This is a genomic window from Taibaiella chishuiensis, from assembly GCF_003014535.1.
Classification (GTDB): Bacteria; Bacteroidota; Bacteroidia; order Chitinophagales; family Chitinophagaceae; genus Taibaiella; species Taibaiella chishuiensis.
Genome location: NZ_PYGD01000009.1, coordinates 26,131 through 43,371, shown reverse-complemented (window position 1 = coordinate 43,371; position 17,241 = coordinate 26,131). Strand labels below are relative to the sequence as shown.

The window sequence follows — 17,241 nt, the reverse complement described above, 5'->3', positions numbered from 1 at the left end:
TCTTTGCAAACAAAATAAAAATTAAGATGAATAAACTAGTTTACTTTCTACTCTTCTATACTTTATTGTTGCAACCTGCAATATCGCAGGCCCAAAGCCGCAGCATTAGCGGCCAGGTTAAAGATGCCCGCAGCCGCGAAACCCTGTCTTATGTAACCGTGGCCATACCTGCAGCAGATTATGCGGTACACACCGATGAGCAGGGCCGCTTCCGCCTAAGCCTGCCCGACAGCCTGTCCCGGCCCCGGCTGCTGGTAAGCCTCCTGGGCTACCAACCCGATACCATACAGGTTAGTAATACGGAAGAGTTGACCATTATGCTGAAACCGGTGCTGCAGGTCGACGAGGTGGTGGTAACCGGCACCCTGCGCAGTGTAAGCCGCACCGAAAGTCCTATACCGGTCGAAGTATTTACCCCGAAGTTTTTTAAGAAGAACCCCAGCCCATCGCTATTCGAAGCCGTAGGCATGATCAATGGCGTACGGCCCCAGTTGAACTGCAACGTGTGTAACACGGGCGATATCCATATCAACGGGATGGAAGGGCCTTATACCATGGTACTGATCGACGGCATGCCCATTGTAAGTTCGTTATCGACGGTATACGGCCTGAGTGGCATTCCCAACAGCATCGTAGAGCGGCTCGAAGTGGTAAAGGGGCCTGCTGCAGCACTTTATGGCAGCGAAGCCATGGGCGGCATCATTAACGTGATTACGAAAAACCCGGCAACAGCGCCGGTTGTCAGCGCCGACCTGATGGCTACCTCCTGGCAGGAGTACAATGCCGACCTTTCGCTGAAAGCCAATGTAGGCAAACAGGCCCAGGCCCTTTTGGGCATCAATTACTTTAACTACCAGAAACCCTTTGATAAAAACGGCGATGGCTTTACCGATGTAGCGCTCCAGAACCGCGTATCGGTGTTCAACAAATGGAATTTTAACCGTAAACTGAACCGGGTAGCCAGCCTTGCGGCGCGTTATGTGTACGAAGATCGCTGGGGTGGCCAAATGGGCTGGAATAAAAGCTTCCGCGGCGGCGACCAGGTATACGGCGAAAGCATTTATACCAAAAGATGGGAACTGATCGGCCAGTACCAGCTACCGGTAGCCGAGAAGATCATGCTGCAGTTCTCGCTCAACGATCATAACCAGGATTCTTACTACGGCACTACCTCGTACCAGGCGGTACAACGCGTTGCCTTTGCACAGGTGTACTGGGATAAACAGTGGGGCGGTCATAACCTGTTGCTCGGCTCTTCGTTCCGCTATACCTATTACGACGATAATACCCCCGGTACCGCCACCGCCGACGGGCTCAATGCACCCGACCGCAAACCGTTGCCCGGCATCTACATCCAGGATGAATGGCGCATTAATAATCATCATAAACTGCTTGCGGGCTACCGCTACGATTACGACCGGTACCACGGCAATATCCACTCGCCGCGCGTGGCGTATAAATGGTCGCCCGATAACAGGCACACGCTGAGAGGCAGCTTTGGCACGGGCTTCCGGGTGGTTAACCTTTTTACCGAAGACCATGCCGCGCTTACCGGCTCGCGCAAGGTAGAGATCCTTAGCGATCTGAAACCCGAGAAGTCTTACAACGCCAACCTGAACTATGTATGGCAGGTACCTATAGGCGCTAATTTTATCAATATCGATGCCACCGGCTTCTACAGCTATTTTACCAATAAGATCATCGGCGACTACAATACCGATCCTAATAAGATCATTTACGACAACCTTTCGGGCCATGCGATCTCCCGCGGCGTATCGCTCAATACGACTATGACCTTCAGCATTCCGCTGCAGGTAATGGCCGGGGTTACTTTTATGGATGTGTTCCAGATGAATGATGAGCACCATACCGGTACCCTGAAAAGGAGCAACCAGTTGTTTGCACCCAGATGGTCGGGCAACTTCGCGATAAGTTATACCCTGCCCTTCGGCTGCACAGCCGACTTTACCGGGCAGTTCAACGGCCCCATGCGCCTGCCGCTACAACCGGAAGACTACCGCCCCGAATACTCCCCCGCATTCTGCATTGCCAATATACAGCTGACCCAGAAGCTGCCCGGCGGCATCGAGGTATACGGGGGCGTTAAAAACCTTTTCAATTTTATCCCGAAAGATGTGTTTATGCGCGCCTTCGACCCCTTCGACAAATATGTGAACGACCCGGTAAATAACCCCAAAGGTTATACCTTCGATACGGAATATAACTACGCCTCATTGCAGGGTACGCGGCTCTTTGCCGGCTTGCGCTATACCTTCTTACAACCTAGCCGGAGCAGGGCCAGGTAATACAGCGATAAGCAAACTCGATGCCGGGGCCGCAACGCCTTATGTTTATTTTAGCATTAGCTGGTTTACCTTCGTACTATGAAAAAAATACTCTTCAGTATATTACTGGTACTGCCCGCGATGCTGGGCTTTGCCCAGGATAAACAAGCAGGACCTAAACTGTACGACCCTAATGCGGATGCCCGTGCGGATATCAAAAAGGCAGTACAACAGGCAGCCAAAGAACACAAGTATGTGATGCTGCAGGTTGGCGGTAACTGGTGTATCTGGTGCACCCGGTTTCACCATACGGTAGCGGCTAACGATACCCTAAGCCGCCTGCAAAAGGACAACTACGTGATGGTATACGTAAACTACGAGCAGAAAAACAGTAAAGATGCGATCTGGAAGGAGCTGGGTTATCCGCAGCGTTTCGGCTTCCCGGTGTTCGTGATCCTGGATGAACAGGGCAAACGCATCCATACCCAAAGCTCGGCCTACCTCGAAGAAGGGAAAGGCCATAGCCCGGCAAAAATCGCCGAATTCTTTACCCAATGGAGCCCAGACGCGGTGGCCGGCAAAACGCTGAAAAACTGATCAACTCTTTAAGGGCACCGCCCATGCAGGCGGACAAGGTAATTTAAGTTAACTTTGCAGCACAGGAACATGGAGGCCTCCTCCATGTTCCTGTTTATTACAGGTCTAACGTACAAATTTCCGTCCATTGAATCCTTCATTCCGAAAGTCCCGCCCTTCTGTTCCTAAAAACCGCCTCATTATCGGGCGCAAACCTTTGCTGGAAGCCCTGCAACAAGCACAGAACATCGAAAAGATATTCCTGCTGCAAACCGCTACCGGCGATGAGATCAACAGTATCAAAAAAATAGCGAGGGAACGCAATATTGCCGTAAGCCTGGTGCCGCAGGAGAAGCTGACCCGCTTTACCCAGGCCAACCACCAGGGCGTTGTGGCCATTGCCGGACTGATCGAGTACCAGCCGCTGCAGGATGTGATCAGCATGGTAGTAGATAAAGGAGAGACGCCATTGATGATCCTGCTGGACGGCATTACCGACACCCGCAACCTGGGTGCTATTGCACGTTCGGCCTTATGTTACGGCGCTCATGCGCTTATTGTGCCCTCATCCAACAATGCAGCCATTACCGAAGAAGGTATTAAAGCCTCTGCCGGCGCGCTCGAGCACCTGCCTGTATGCCGCATTGCATCAGTAGAGCAGGCCGTCGACATCCTGCGTATGAACGGCATCCGCATCCTGGCTACGGCACTGAAGGGCAGCGAGACTATTGCCACCGCCGACCTCAGCTATCCCCTGGCTATCGTAATGGGGGCCGAAGACAAGGGCGTAAGCGATTTCATATTAAAACAGGCCGATGATTTGGTCCGTATCCCAATGTCCGGTAAATTTGATTCGCTGAATGTATCGGTAGCAGCCGGTATCATTTTATACGAAGTAAACCGGCAGAGGGGATAGCCTCTGCGCGTCCTGATGATCAAAAAGCTTTTTGTTGCAGTGGGTCTTATTGCACTTGCCGGCCTCAGCGCCTGCGAGAAAGAGGTTAATTTCGACCTGGGACCCAGTGCAGAAAAAGTAGTGGTCGAAGGCACCATCGAAAGCGGGTTGCCGCCCTATGTGCTCTTATCCAAAAGCATCGGCTTCTTCTCCAGGGTGGACTTCAGCACCCTGGGCAATGCCTTCCTGCACGATGCGGTAATTACCGTGAGCGAAGGCAACCGCTCTTTTACCCTGAAAGAATACTCCTACGATAATAACGGCGTCAGCTTTTATGTCTATTCGGTAGATACCGGCGACTTTGCAGCCCGTAATTTTACCGGCGAGGCAGGCAAAAACTACGACCTGAAGATCGAAGTAAATGGGAAGACCTATACCTCCAGTACTTTTATCCCCCGCGTAAAACCACTGGATTCGCTTTGGTCCGAGCTGCCGCCGCCCGACAAGCAAAGCCCTGATTTCCCGGGTATGCGACAGCTTTTCGGCAGTTATACCGACCCGGACACCCTGGGCAACAGGATCCGTTATTATACCCGGAAGAACAGCGAGGCCTACCTGCCGCCCTATTATTCCGTATACGACGATGTGATTATCAACGGTACCCGCATCCAGGTACAGATCGACGCCGGTTTTAACAAAATGGACACGATAAACCGCGAAACTTTCGGCTATTTTTACGCAGGCGATACCGTAACCGTAAAATGGAGCGCGATCGACAAGGGCGTATTCGATTTCTGGCGTACCCTGGAGTTTTCCTACGGTTCTACCGGCAATCCCTTTACGACTCCCGTTGCGGTTACCAGCAATATATCGGGCGGCGCCCTGGGCGTATGGGCCGGCTACGGTGTGAGTACCAGCACCATCGTGATCCGTTAACCCCCTGCTGCCACCAACCGGTAAGCCTGTATTGAAAGTAACTATGGCCGGAGACCGGGAAACAACAAAAAAATACATTATTTTCGCTTGTTATTTCAAGCATAAAATATTTAAAACGAGTTATAAAAATGTCAGAAGGAACAGAAAGAATTCATTGCCTTATTATTGGTTCAGGACCGGCAGGATACACTGCGGCTATCTATGCAGCCCGTGCGGGTCTGAAACCTGTACTTTATTCAGGTCTGCAGCCGGGTGGCCAGCTGACCATTACTACCGATGTGGAGAACTATCCCGGTTATCCCGAAGGTATTATGGGTCCGCAGATGATGAAAGACTTCGAGGCCCAGGCCCGTCGTATGGGTACCGATCTCCGTTGGGGTATGGCGTCTAAAGTAGATTTTTCGCAGCGCCCGTTTAAAGTGGAAGTGGATGAAGAAAAATGGATCGAAGCGGATTCCGTAATCATTGCTACCGGTGCATCGGCCAAATGGCTAGGCATCGAGTCCGAGCAGCGTCTTAACGGTTATGGCGTCTCGGCCTGTGCCGTATGTGATGGTTTCTTCTTTAAAGATAAAGAAGTAGCGATCGTAGGCGCCGGCGATACCGCTTGCGAAGAGGCCCTGTACCTGGCTAAGCTTTGTACCAAAGTACACATGATCGTACGCCGCGACGAAATGCGCGCTTCTAAAGTAATGCAGGACCGCGTATTAAAAACGTCGAACATCCAGGTATACTGGAACAGCGAAACCCTTGAGGTATTGGGGGATAAAAAAGTAGAAGGTGTAAAAATAAAAGACAATCAGAGCGGCGAGGAGACCACCATCCCATTGAGTGCTTTCTTCGTGGCCATCGGCCACCAGCCCAATTCCGGCCTGTTTAAAGACTACATCACGCTCGACGAGCAGGAATATATCGTTACGATCCCCGGTACTTCCCGTACCAATATCGAAGGCGTGTTTGCCTGCGGCGACGTACAGGATAAAATTTATCGCCAGGCTGTAACCGCAGCCGGCAGCGGTTGTATGGCAGCGCTCGATGCAGAACGCTACCTGGGCGCCCTGGAGCACCAGGCTGCCCTGCAGGAGCCAACTGTAGCCTAACCTAAACCTATACCGGCCCGGGACCTTACGGCTCCCGGGCCTTTTCATATCCCTATGTATACCGCCTGTTATATTTCGCCATTGGGTGCCATACAGGTAAGGGCAGACAACTCCGGTCTGCATTCCGTACTGTTTATCGACGACGGAGCCGGTCAGCCCGGCGATACGGCGCCGGCGACGAACAGCCTGGTTACTGCGGCGATCCAACAGCTCGACGAATACTTTCACGCCGGCAGGCGCAGCTTCGACCTGCCCCTTACACCACCCGGAACCCAGTTCCAGCAACAGGTCTGGCAGGAACTGCTCCAAATCCCCTTTGGTAAAACAACCAGCTACTCCGATATCGCCCGCCGGCTCAATAACCCGCTAAGCGTAAGGGCGGTAGGTACCGCCAATGGCCAAAATCCCATTGCTATCCTGATCCCCTGCCACCGGGTAATCGGCGCCAATGGCAACCTTACCGGTTATGCCGGCGGACTCTGGCGCAAAGAATTCCTCCTCAGGCTCGAAGGCTCCGGTAAATACGGCCAGCCTACGCTCTGGTAGCCGCTTTTCATAAGTTATCTCTTTTTAACTTTCCTATTCTTTTATTTTTAGATTATTGCTGTACATTGCACCGCTTTTTGGGTATAAAAGCAAACTGTTTAATCAATTTATACACCCATCAAAAAATTATACCTCATGCATACCGACACCCTCGCAACAGGCGGGCCCAATGCAATCAAAAGACTTATGGTTGCCAACAGGGGCGAAATTGCGATCCGTATCCTCCGTGCCGCATCAGAAATGCGTATCCGTACCATTGCCATTTACACGTATGAAGACCGGTATTCCCTGCACCGGTACAAGGCCGACGAAGCCTACCTGATCGGCAGCGAAGAAGAACCGCTGAAACCGTACCTGGACATCGAAGCCATTATCAAAACGGCAAAAGATAACCGGATAGACGCTATCCACCCGGGTTACGGGTTCCTGAGCGAAAATGTACAGTTTGCGCGCCGTTGCCGCGAGGAAGGTATCATCTTTATCGGACCCACACCCGAGGTTATGGAACAGCTGGGCGATAAGATCGCGGCTAAGAAAATAGCCCGTTCCGTACAGGTACCGGTGATCGAAGACGGTATGATCGAGCTTGGCAACTCGGACCAGGTAATTGCCGAAGCCGAACGTATCGGTTTCCCCATTATCCTAAAAGCCGCCGCCGGTGGTGGCGGGCGTGGTATGCGCGTGGTACGCCAGAAAGAAGACCTGATCGCCTCCTTTACCGAGGCACACAACGAAGCCCAGAAAGCCTTTGGCGATGGCACTATCTTTATTGAAAAATTCATCGACCAGCCCAAACATATCGAAGTACAGCTGCTGGCCGATAACCACGGGCACGTGGTACACCTGTTCGAGCGCGATTGCTCGGTACAACGCCGCTTCCAGAAAGTAGTGGAAATAGCCCCGGCCCCCAATCTTTCCCATAAAGTAAAACAAGCCGTATACGACTATGCGCTGAAAATTGCCAAAGCCGTAAATTATAATAACGCCGGTACCGTAGAGTTCCTGGTCGACCGCGCCGATAATGTTTATTTTATCGAGGTAAACCCGCGTATCCAGGTAGAGCATACCGTTACCGAAGAGGTAACCGGTATCGATATCGTACGCAGCCAGATCCTTATCGCGCAGGGCGTTCCCCTGTCCGATCCCAACATCTTTATCCAGAACCAGGATGATGTAAAACTGAATGGTTTTGCCATCCAGTGCCGTATCACCACCGAAGACCCGGAAAACGGCTTCAAACCCGACTACGGCACCCTCATTACCTATCGTAATGCAGGCGGCTTCGGCATCAGGCTCGACGAGGGCAGCGCCTACTCGGGCATGAAGATCTCCCCCTTCTTCGACTCGATGATCGTAAAAGTAACGGCAAGCGGCCGTACGCTGGCCGGCGCCGCACAACGCCTCAACCGTTCGCTGCGCGAATTCAGGGTACGCGGGGTAACGACCAATATCCGTTTCCTGGAAAACGTGATCTCGCACGAGCAGTTCCGCAAAGGGCTTTGCACGGTTAACTTTATCGATACCAACCCCGAACTGTTTGCCTTCGACCGCCCCAAAGACCGCGCTACCCGGCTGCTGAAATACCTGGCCAATATCAAGATCAACGGGCATACCGATGTCAAGCATTTTGATGCCGGCCGCAAATTCCGCACCCCGGAGATCCCATCCTTCAATTCCTTTGCCGATCATCCGAAAGGCACCAAAGATAAACTGACCGAGCTGGGCCCGCAGCAATTCATGCAATGGCTGAAAGCCGAAAAGCCGGTACTCTTTACCGATACTACCTACCGCGATGCCCACCAGTCGCTGGTGGCTACCCGTGTACGCAGCCGCGACATCCTGGCCGTGGCCGAAGGCTATGCCTATAACCATCCCGAACTGTTCTCGATGGAAGTATGGGGCGGCGCTACCTTCGATGTAGCCCTGCGTTTCCTGCACGAAGATCCCTGGACCCGCCTCAAAGACATTCGCAAAGCCATGCCGAACGTACTGCTGCAAATGCTGTTCCGTGGCTTCAACGCTGTAGGCTACTCGGCCTACCCGCGGAATGTGATCCACCAGTTCATCGAAAAGTCCTGGGAGTGCGGCGTCGATATCTTCCGCATCTTCGACTCGCTGAATAATATCGAATCCATGTTGCCCGGTATCGAGCATGTGGTTAAACATACCGGCGGTATTGCACAGCCTTCTATCTGTTATACCGGCGACGTATTGCGTAAGGACAACAACAAATACAACCTGCAGTATTATACCGACCTGGCCAAAAGGCTGGAAGATACCGGTGCGCATATGCTGGCCATTAAAGACATGGCCGGCCTGCTGAAACCCAATGCAGCCACCGTGCTGATACAGGCGTTGAAAGAAGCCGTAGACATGCCGATAGCCCTGCATACCCACGATACGGCGGGTACGCAGATCGCCACCTACCTGAATGCGGTCAATGCCGGTATCGATACCATCGACTGTTCCCTGGCTTCGTTCAGCGGTACCACCGCACAACCCAACCTGAACTCGCTGGTAGCCCTGCTGGAAGGTCATGAGCGCGAACGCAAAAGCAACCTGCACAGCCTGAATGCCTATAGCAACTATTGGGAAGCCGTGCGCGAATACTATTATCCTTTCGAATCGGACCTGAAATCGGCCACAGCCGAAGTGTACGACAACGAGATACCCGGCGGACAATACTCCAACCTGCGCCAGCAGGCCGACGCCATTGGCCTGGGCGGACAACTCTCCACCATCAAGACCAATTACGCGGTGGTGAACCAGTTGTTTGGCGATATCGTAAAAGTAACGCCGAGCTCGAAAGTAGTGGGCGACATGGCGCTGTTCATGACGGCCAACGGCCTGAGCGCAGCCGATGTGCTCGACGAAAAACAGAATCACTCCTTCCCGGCTTCCGTAGTCGGCTTTTTCAGGGGCGAACTGGGTGTGCCTTATGGCGGTTTCCCGGAAAAACTGAAACAGATCGTACTGCGCAACGAGCCACCGGCAGGCGATACCAATGCACAGCTGCTTCCCGATATCGACCTGGATGAAGCGGTAAAAGCATTCGACGCCAAATACCCGGGCAGCAGCTTCCTCGACTTCCTGTCGTACCAGATGTTCCCCAAGGTTTATGACGAATACTATAACCACCTGAACGAGTTTGGCGAAGTGGGCAATATCCCGACACCGGCCTTCTTCTACCCGATGAAGAACAACGAGGAATTGCTGATCGAACTGGGTAAGGGTAAAACCATCCACGTAAGACTGATCTATGTTTCCGATGCCGACGAAAGCGGTATGCGTACCGTATCTTTCGAACTGAATGGCTATAACCGTACCATTAAAGTGAAAGACAAGTCGGTAGCCTCGGTAAAACCACAACATAAGAAAGTAAGCGACAGCACCAAAGAAACCGGCGCGCCGCTGCAGGGTAAGCTGAGCGTGGTGCTGGTAAAAGAAGGCGACGAAGTAAAAGCAGGCAGCGCCCTGTTCGTGATCGAAGCCATGAAGATGGAGAGCACCGTAAGCGCCTCCAAGGATGGCAAAGTGAAGAAAGTGCATATCCTGGCCGGTACAATGGTAGACCAGAACGATGTTGTGATAGAAATGGAATAAACAAAACCGGCACAACTGCTAAAATCCTCAGCATAAAAATGAAGGCTTCCGGAATCAACCCGGAAGCCTTCTGTTATTTTAGCTGTTCTGTTGTTCTGTTAGAAGCCGGTGTGATACATGAGTGTGCACGCGCCATACGATGAAGCATTGCGGGTAACTTACATCGCGGGGAGTAACAGCAGGGGCAGGCGCAGAACCGCTTATTTAATAGTCCAGGTAAAAAGTATAGTTATTGGTGCCGGGGCTCGACGGGTTGGTATTCTTGATATAAAGTTTGCGTCCTCCTGTGGATGGCGCCGTTTGGTAGTAGGAACCGGCAACCGCATCCACACTGGATTTGCTGACCAGGAAATTCATGGTTCCGACACCTGTCGCCACCGCGGATACTTCAAAGGTGGTGGGGCTGGTTATGTAAAAAATACGGGTTTCGGGTGCAGCGAGCCAGTTGTACGTATACGAGGATGCTGTACCGCCGCTATTTTTTACAGTAAAAGTTACCTGGGCTGCCAGGCCTCTTCTTTCTCTTGCTATGTGCGGATATTGCGCCATTACCGCCTGGGCGGTACCCATCAGGCAGGCCAGGATAAAAACCGTTCTTAAAAATTTCATGATAAATAGATTTGATTTGTAAACAATTAAATGCTGATAATTATCTATTCAAAAATGAAACATTATTGTCAATATTACCAGGGATAGTTCGTAAGTGCGTGTATTATACAACCAGTCGCGGATCTTCAACTGGTAACTGCACCAAAAACCAACTAATTTTGACCACATTACCAAAATCAAAGCTTCCGGGAATGATCCCGGAAGCTTTTTTACTATGCGATTCAGGTCCGGGCTTAGCATGGTAGGCAGACTGGCGTAACTTTACGTTTGGTAATGCTACAAACCACCGACTGGCACAAAACAGAGCAGTTTGCATCGGGTAAACTCGGGCAGGCGGTTAATACACAGGTATTCTGGGTGCCGGTTGCACAAGCCCCCGCAACACAAGTATTCTGGGTACCCGTAATCGCACCACCGGCCAGGCTTTCCTGTTCTTCGGGGTTCAGGTTGGCAATGTTTGTCCTGCTGAAGATCAGCTTTTTGTTGAGTTGAACGGTTTTCTTTTTCATAATAAAAGAGTTTTATACAACTAAATTACCATGAAAAGCAGCATCATAAATACGTGAAAAAACTGATTTTTCGATATATAGAAAAGCAAAAGCCTCCGGGATGATGCCGGAAGCTTTTTTAATCGGGGCTAAAGAAAGCGGCTTAACCTGGCAAACAGATCGGGGTAAGCGGTTTCCGGGTTACACAGGTAATCGATCGGCATTGCAAAGGACAGGTTGCATTGATGGTAACATTACCACAGGCGGCCAGTATACAGGACGGCTGGGTACCTGTAACTGCGCCGCCGGCCAGGCTTTCCTGCTCCGAAACATTCAGGTGCGCAATGTTCTCCTTACTGAATACCAGTTTTTTGTTGAGTTGAACGGTTTTCTTTTTCATGATCAGTGTTTTAGTACTGCCAAATTACCACGAAAAACAGGACTACAAATACGCGAAAACGCTGATTTTAGCGCATCCTGTGTTATGGCAGTAGCCGTCGCACGGAAAGGACCGCTTTTATACCGGTATTCCGCTCAGGCGAAAAGAGGACAAAGGACCTTATTAGGCCTGACAAAGCGATTCGTTTAACCTGTCCCTATTTTTCTCGTTGCGCCGCTATGCCACTGTGGGTCCCCAAACAGGTCGGCCGATTTTCGCCGCGGCGGCTCCGGTAAGGGACGCTGCGAACGGGGCAGTTTATATCGTTATATGCATTTGATGCTATTTACCTGTGTTGTTCCCTGCCTTCCACAGGGTCCCTTTGCAGGAGACCCTGCGAGGACAGCTAAATACGCGAAAACGCTGATTTTAGCGCATCCTGTACCCTGGCAGTAGCCGTCGCACGGAAAGGATCGCTTTTATACCGGTATTCCGCTCAGGCGAAAAGAGGACAAAGGAACTTATTAGGCCTGACAAAGCGATTCGTTTAACCTGTCCCTAATTTTCTCGTTGCGCCGCTATGCCACTGAGGGTCACCAAACAGGTCGGCCGATTTTCGCTGCGGCGGCTCCGGTAAGGGACGTTGCGAACGGGGCAGTTTATCTCGTTATATGCATTTGATGCTATTTACCTGTGTTGTTCCCTGCCTTCCACAGGGTCCCTTTGCAGGAGACCCTGCGAGGACAGCTAAATACGCGAAAACGCTGATTTTAGCGCATCCTGTGTTATGGACAACGGCGCAGCATATTCTTTATTCGAGAGTAGTAAATAGGGCACACTTAAGGTATCCAAGATAGATAAAGACATTACAAAGTTCTTGCGAGCGAATATGATCCTGTGATTTTTTTCCCGCAGCGATACGGCGACGCAGCGAACCGCTGAATATTAGTCGTAACATCCGCCCATCAACCGGGTAGGAATGCTTCGCTCAACGCCCTGCAGGGCACCGCATAAAAAAGAAATACAGTTCCCACAGCCTGGCCCTGTACTTTACATTCCTTCGTTCGTTTTTTAGGATAAAGCAGAATTTCTGGGGGATTAATAAAAAGCCTTATTCTTAAAACGAATCATCATTTTGCCAGATCTCTATTTATTTGCTTAGCTATTCTTATTGCCTCACTACGAATCTACCAGGCATGGCAGCTACTACTATTTGCAGCAGTGGAATACTTTTTTTTCTCGCAGCGATACGGAGACGCAGTGAATGGGTGAATATTGATCATAACATCTGGCCACCAACCGCATAGGCATGCTTTGCTAGACGCCCATTACATGCATTGCCGGGCATCCAGCCAGGAAACAACCCAACATACCGACCTTAGAAAAAGGGCGTTAATAAAATGCTGCAGGACGCCGTATAGAAAGAAATACAGTTCCCATAGTCTGGCCCTGTACCTTAGTTCGTTCGTCATTCCTTCGTTCATTTTTTTCTACTGCCCGGACTTATTTCTTTTAGGCGTACAAAGCATTTTTAGCACTTTTTCTATAGTCTTGATTTTTGCTTCTTTGTATCAAGACAAAGAAGAATAAAAAAATATCAGGGTAAGTATCCCCCCCAGATATTCCACTTGATCCGTTTTTTACTGCTGCCCGGAATATTTCTTTTAGGTGTACAAGGTATTTTTAGCAATTTTCTGCAGTCTTGATTTTGATGTCGCCGTAGTGCTTCCTGCAAGGAACGCTGTGCTAACGATTACTTACGGAGCGGAGTTCCCATCCGGACCATGCCCGGCGTAAATAAAAAGGCCGCTTCTTTCGAAGCGGCCTTTACACATACTTTTCAGAAAATTTACAGTTCGTTCTTGGGTTGTTCTTCGCCCGCATTTTGTGCCAGTATCTGGCGTTTTCCTTCTGCGGCGGGTACCGATTCTATTTTAACTTTAGCAGTACCCCTGCGTACAAATTTAAGTTCTTCGGCAGCGACTTCGGCAAGATCGATCATGCGGCTCTGGTGGCCCATACGGTCGTTCACCTTTACATATACCACTTTGCCGTTTACCTGGTTGGTTACCTTTACATAGGTGCCCAGTTTAAAATGGTTACTGGCGGCAGTGTATTTATCGTTGTCAAAAACCTCACCGGTAGCGGTTTTCCTGCCTTCAAACTTGTTATGATAAAAGCTGGCGATGCCGGTTTTTTGTTCTGTTTTTATTTCCTTTTTGCTTGCAGCTTCCTGGCTCTTAGGCAGGTTCTGCTGCTGAATTGGCAAAGCAAATGTAAGCCAAGACCAAAGTACGATTCCAAATCCCATTACACATTAACTATTTGGTACGGGTGCAAAAGTACACCAAATGGCTGAGATCCAGCCCTGCTGAAATGTTAATATTTGTTTTGCGGCTTGCGGGCGCGGGTAAATTTGGGCGCTTCGCCATAACCGTAGTCCTTCTTCTCGTAACCACCTTTTTTGTAGTTATCCCTTGGTTTTCCGTAGTTTCCACCACCACTTCCGCCACCAAAGCCCGGTTTTTTATCCGCTTCTTCTACCCTTACCTTACGGTTGTTAAACTTGCGGGATGCCAGGGATTCGGAGAGGAATTCTACCGCTTCTGCCGGTACGTTAAAGAAGCTGCTCAGCTCCCTTACAGTAATACGGCTTACAGCTTTCGGGTCCAGGTCGGTCATTTCAGTAATGAAACGGGCCAGGGTGCCGGGATCGGCGCCGTCTTTGGTACCAATGTTGATGAACAGGCGCACAGATCCGGTACGGTCTGCACCGGCGCTGCTGCTACTACCACCCAGGCGCCTGTTGTCGAAACCGGCATTCAGGTCGGGGGCATTTTCATAATCCTTCATGGTATCCTTCAGCTGCAACCAGATCAGGCGGTTGATCAGTTCGTCCTTATCCAGGTGCTCGAACTTCTCGTGGATACTGTTCTGATAGATCTCGCCGAAGCCACTTTGCGGTTCAGCATTCTCGATCTTATCCAGGAAGTGGAACAGGCGTTTGCGTACCACTTCGGCGCCATCAGGAATATCGCTTTTGTGGAAGCGCGTTTTCGCAAGGCGTTCTACCTGCCGGATACGGCCTATCTCACGGGAGGTAACCAGCGACATACATACGCCTGATTTACCTGCACGACCGGTACGGCCGCTGCGGTGGGTATATACCTCCGGATCTTCGGGCAGTTCATAGTTAATTACATGGGTAATATCGTTCACATCGATACCACGGGCGGCCACATCGGTAGCTACAATGGCCTGGAACTGGCGGCGTTTAAACCGGTCCATCACCTTCGTCCTCATCTTCTGGTCCATATCGCCGTGCAGCGCACTTACATGGTATCCTTCGCGCATCAGCTTCTCCGAGATATCCTGTGCATCCTGCTTGGTACGGGTAAAAATGATACCATAAATATCAGGTGCAAAATCAAGGATACGGCGCAGGGCATCGAAACGCTGGTGGGCATTGGTCACAAAGTACTGGTGATCGATGTTTTCGTTACCTACGTTCTCCCTGGCTACGGCCACTTCTTTCGGATCCTTCATATACCTTTTGGAGATGCGGCGCACGTCGTTGTTCATCGTTGCAGAGAACAACCAGGTAGCTTCTCTTACCGGGGTATTTTTCAGGATAAAGTCGATGTCGTCGCGGAAGCCCATGTTGAGCATTTCGTCCGCTTCGTCGAGTACGAGCATACGTACCTGCTCCAGGTCGATGGCGTTGCGCTCCAGCAGGTCGATCAGGCGACCCGGGGTCGCTACAACCACCTGGATATTGCTGCGCCTGAGGTCGCGGATCTGCGAACCGATAGGCGTACCGCCATATACCGCAAGGGTATTGATACCACGGCTGAATTTGCTGTATTTCACAAATTCTTCCTGGATCTGCATACATAATTCACGCGTAGGACTCAGTACAAGAGCCTGCACGCCACTCTCATTGGTATCTATTCTATGCAACAAAGGCAAACCGAATGCGGCAGTCTTACCGGTACCGGTTTGTGCCAATGCGATGATGTCTGTAGTCTCCTGCACCAGTAATGGTATAGCTTGCTGCTGGATGGGGCTCGGCGTGGTAAACCCTAAAGCCTGCACTGCCTGCACAAGCTCTTCTTTCAATCCAAAATCTTGGAATGTTTCCATACTTCTCAACTGTTCTTTTTTAAAACAGGGCGCAAAGGTACGATTATATTATGATAAATATAGGACGTTCCGCCTGAAAGCCTTAAATATTGCTGCTTTTGCTGCTTGATATATGTTAAAAATGACCGGAAAGCGGGGCCGGGGCCCCTGCAAGCCATAAAACAGCGCAAGCAAATAAAAAAACTGCCCGGCACCGGCCGGGACAGTCTCTCTTTTTCAAATAAAACAAAGGTGACCCGCTCAGCCCCGTACGCTTACCGACACATGACGGTCTTTTACACGGTCGGCTTCGGGAGCTTCTGCCGGGAATTTTGCAAATTTTGATCCGTATCCTTCTGCACCATCTACCTGTTTACCCACACCGGCATCGCTTAATGCGGTTTGAACGGCTTTGGCCCGTTCGCCCGACAATTTAACATTGCCCGGTTCGTTGCCGGTCTTATCCGTATAACCGCCTATTTTCAGCCGGGCACCCGGGAATGCTTTCAGGATAGCGGTAAGGTTATTGATCTGCATCTGGCTTTCGGGCGTGATCTTCGCACTGCCGGTCTCGAAATTCAGGTTATCGAAGTCGAACCAAATATTTTTCAGTGAATCGGGGCCCAGTTTTTTATAATCGCTTTTCAGGAAGGTGACCAGCATATCTTCTATACCGCCCCGGTAAGCATCCAGCTCCGATCCGTCGGGCAATTGTACTTTGATGGATTCGCGGGCCGGCAGGTTACTGGCCGCACCGGCATTGGCGTTAGTATCCATAGGCGCCATCATAGCCGTATCCTCTTCGGGTACCGTTACCTGGTTGTTACATCCTTTTTGTCCCATAAAGTACCAGATAGCCAGCGCTACCAGCACCAGCAACAACAACCAAAGCAGCCATCCGCCGCCGCCTTTTTTACGGTCGGGATAAGTGGTTTCGGAAACGGGCGATACGGGGGAGACCGGGGTAACCGGCGGGCCCGATGGACTGAACCAGCCTGCGAAACTACCGAGCAGGGGAACGCCGGCAAGGTTGAGCCCCGAAGGCAGGCTTCTTATTATATGGTCTTTCTGTGCCAGCAACAGGGCCCAGATGCCATCGCTGCCCTGCGCCTGGTTGCCGGCGAGTCCCAGTACGGCGGGCGCCGTAGCGCTCATCAGGGTATTGGCCGACGATGTTTTGACGCCCGAGTAACCCGATACCATAGAAACAATAGCATCGGTCTTATCGCCAAAAAGAGTACCGAGCAACTCCCGTCCTTTCTGGAGCCAGGGGTTTTCGGGGCTGGCGCCACCGCCACTCAATACGCTTTGCAGGGTACCCGGCAGATCGGTATTGCCGGCGGCCGCGGTTGCGGCACTGACTACCCCGGCACGCCCGGGATCGGATGGATTATCGGCTTTCTGAAAAAGTCCCAGCAGGACAGCAGGGATGATGGCGTTGACCGCCTTGCGGATATTGCCTTCGTCTTCGCCAAGTGTAGCTCCGGCTCCCGAAACAACATCTGGTGTAAAAAGACCTTTGGCTAACTCAACGAGATTAATAGACATGATCGGCTATATTTAGAGGGTAAAAATTTAATCAGAGAAAATACCATCATTAATATTCTTTCCTGCAATAGCAACAGTCAATTTCTGCCCTACAATAATAATATTTTTTTGCATAAAAATTTGATCACACATGTTATTTTAATTAAAATTTTCA

At 50.9% G+C, this 17,241-nt stretch carries 13 protein-coding genes; 7 read left to right on the top strand and 6 right to left on the bottom strand.

Annotated elements, in window-relative coordinates; genetic code table 11:
• Positions 1-26: 26 nt before the first annotated feature.
• The 7 genes from B0I18_RS19220 to B0I18_RS19190 all read left to right on the top strand — a co-directional run bounded on the left by B0I18_RS19220 (position 27) and on the right by B0I18_RS19190 (position 9,941).
• Positions 27-2,306: a TonB-dependent receptor gene (locus B0I18_RS19220; RefSeq protein ID WP_106524378.1), complete on the top strand. Its 2,280-nt coding sequence runs from the start codon at positions 27-29 to the stop codon at positions 2,304-2,306.
• Between the two features lie 78 nt (positions 2,307-2,384).
• Positions 2,385-2,882 (top strand): thioredoxin family protein, encoded by a 498-nt coding sequence (locus tag B0I18_RS19215; protein ID WP_106524377.1) that lies wholly within the window; start codon positions 2,385-2,387, stop codon positions 2,880-2,882.
• A 127-nt stretch (positions 2,883-3,009) separates the two neighbouring features.
• A complete protein-coding gene (gene rlmB, locus B0I18_RS19210; protein ID WP_106524376.1) occupies positions 3,010-3,777 on the top strand; it encodes a 23S rRNA (guanosine(2251)-2'-O)-methyltransferase RlmB in 768 nt (255 codons plus the stop codon).
• A 15-nt stretch (positions 3,778-3,792) separates the two neighbouring features.
• Positions 3,793-4,692, top strand: a complete 900-nt coding sequence (locus B0I18_RS19205; RefSeq protein WP_106524375.1) for a DUF4249 domain-containing protein — start codon at positions 3,793-3,795, stop codon at positions 4,690-4,692.
• Between the two features lie 128 nt (positions 4,693-4,820).
• Positions 4,821-5,792 carry a thioredoxin-disulfide reductase gene (trxB, locus tag B0I18_RS19200; RefSeq protein ID WP_106524374.1) on the top strand — a complete coding sequence of 324 codons (972 nt, stop codon included), beginning with the start codon at positions 4,821-4,823 and terminating at the stop codon, positions 5,790-5,792.
• Positions 5,793-5,846: 54 nt separating this feature from the next.
• A complete protein-coding gene (locus B0I18_RS25430) occupies positions 5,847-6,338 on the top strand; it encodes a methylated-DNA--[protein]-cysteine S-methyltransferase (protein WP_106524373.1) in 492 nt (163 codons plus the stop codon).
• 135 nt (positions 6,339-6,473) lie between these two features.
• Entirely contained in the window at positions 6,474-9,941 is a 3,468-nt protein-coding gene (locus tag B0I18_RS19190) for a pyruvate carboxylase (RefSeq protein ID WP_106524372.1), read from the top strand.
• Positions 9,942-10,145: 204 nt separating this feature from the next.
• Here B0I18_RS19190 and B0I18_RS19185 read toward each other — a convergent pair whose 3' ends face one another.
• From B0I18_RS19185 to B0I18_RS19160, 6 genes are all read right to left on the bottom strand, one after another.
• Complete coding sequence (locus tag B0I18_RS19185; protein ID WP_106524371.1) at positions 10,146-10,550, bottom strand: hypothetical protein; 405 nt, start codon at positions 10,548-10,550, stop codon at positions 10,146-10,148.
• A 233-nt stretch (positions 10,551-10,783) separates the two neighbouring features.
• Positions 10,784-11,059 (bottom strand): class I lanthipeptide, encoded by a 276-nt coding sequence (locus tag B0I18_RS19180; RefSeq protein WP_106524370.1) that lies wholly within the window; start codon positions 11,057-11,059, stop codon positions 10,784-10,786.
• Between the two features lie 142 nt (positions 11,060-11,201).
• Complete coding sequence (locus tag B0I18_RS19175) at positions 11,202-11,438, bottom strand: class I lanthipeptide (RefSeq protein ID WP_106524369.1); 237 nt, start codon at positions 11,436-11,438, stop codon at positions 11,202-11,204.
• Positions 11,439-13,266: 1,828 nt separating this feature from the next.
• Entirely contained in the window at positions 13,267-13,686 is a 420-nt protein-coding gene (locus tag B0I18_RS19170) for a septal ring lytic transglycosylase RlpA family protein (protein WP_181358533.1), read from the bottom strand.
• Positions 13,687-13,796: 110 nt separating this feature from the next.
• On the bottom strand, positions 13,797-15,560 hold the full coding sequence (locus B0I18_RS19165) for a DEAD/DEAH box helicase (RefSeq protein ID WP_106524367.1): 1,764 nt from the start codon (positions 15,558-15,560) through the stop codon (positions 13,797-13,799).
• A gap of 240 nt (positions 15,561-15,800) precedes the next feature.
• On the bottom strand, positions 15,801-17,087 hold the full coding sequence (locus B0I18_RS19160; protein ID WP_106524366.1) for an OmpA family protein: 1,287 nt from the start codon (positions 17,085-17,087) through the stop codon (positions 15,801-15,803).
• Between the last annotated feature and the right edge of the window lie 154 nt (positions 17,088-17,241).

What these genes read in the sequence shown, in the direction of transcription:
- B0I18_RS19185 (WP_106524371.1), bottom strand. Translation starts at nt 10,550, where the DNA reads ATGAAATTTTTAAGAACGGTTTTTATCCTGGCCTGCCTGATGGGTACC.
- B0I18_RS19205 (WP_106524375.1), top strand. Translation starts at nt 3,793, where the DNA reads ATGATCAAAAAGCTTTTTGTTGCAGTGGGTCTTATTGCACTTGCCGGC.
- B0I18_RS19220 (WP_106524378.1), top strand. Translation starts at nt 27, where the DNA reads ATGAATAAACTAGTTTACTTTCTACTCTTCTATACTTTATTGTTGCAA.
- trxB (WP_106524374.1), top strand. Translation starts at nt 4,821, where the DNA reads ATGTCAGAAGGAACAGAAAGAATTCATTGCCTTATTATTGGTTCAGGA.
- B0I18_RS19165 (WP_106524367.1), bottom strand. Translation starts at nt 15,560, where the DNA reads ATGGAAACATTCCAAGATTTTGGATTGAAAGAAGAGCTTGTGCAGGCA.
- B0I18_RS19160 (WP_106524366.1), bottom strand. Translation starts at nt 17,087, where the DNA reads ATGTCTATTAATCTCGTTGAGTTAGCCAAAGGTCTTTTTACACCAGAT.
- B0I18_RS19180 (WP_106524370.1), bottom strand. Translation starts at nt 11,059, where the DNA reads ATGAAAAAGAAAACCGTTCAACTCAACAAAAAGCTGATCTTCAGCAGG.
- B0I18_RS19190 (WP_106524372.1), top strand. Translation starts at nt 6,474, where the DNA reads ATGCATACCGACACCCTCGCAACAGGCGGGCCCAATGCAATCAAAAGA.
- B0I18_RS19215 (WP_106524377.1), top strand. Translation starts at nt 2,385, where the DNA reads ATGAAAAAAATACTCTTCAGTATATTACTGGTACTGCCCGCGATGCTG.
- B0I18_RS25430 (WP_106524373.1), top strand. Translation starts at nt 5,847, where the DNA reads ATGTATACCGCCTGTTATATTTCGCCATTGGGTGCCATACAGGTAAGG.
- B0I18_RS19175 (WP_106524369.1), bottom strand. Translation starts at nt 11,438, where the DNA reads ATGAAAAAGAAAACCGTTCAACTCAACAAAAAACTGGTATTCAGTAAG.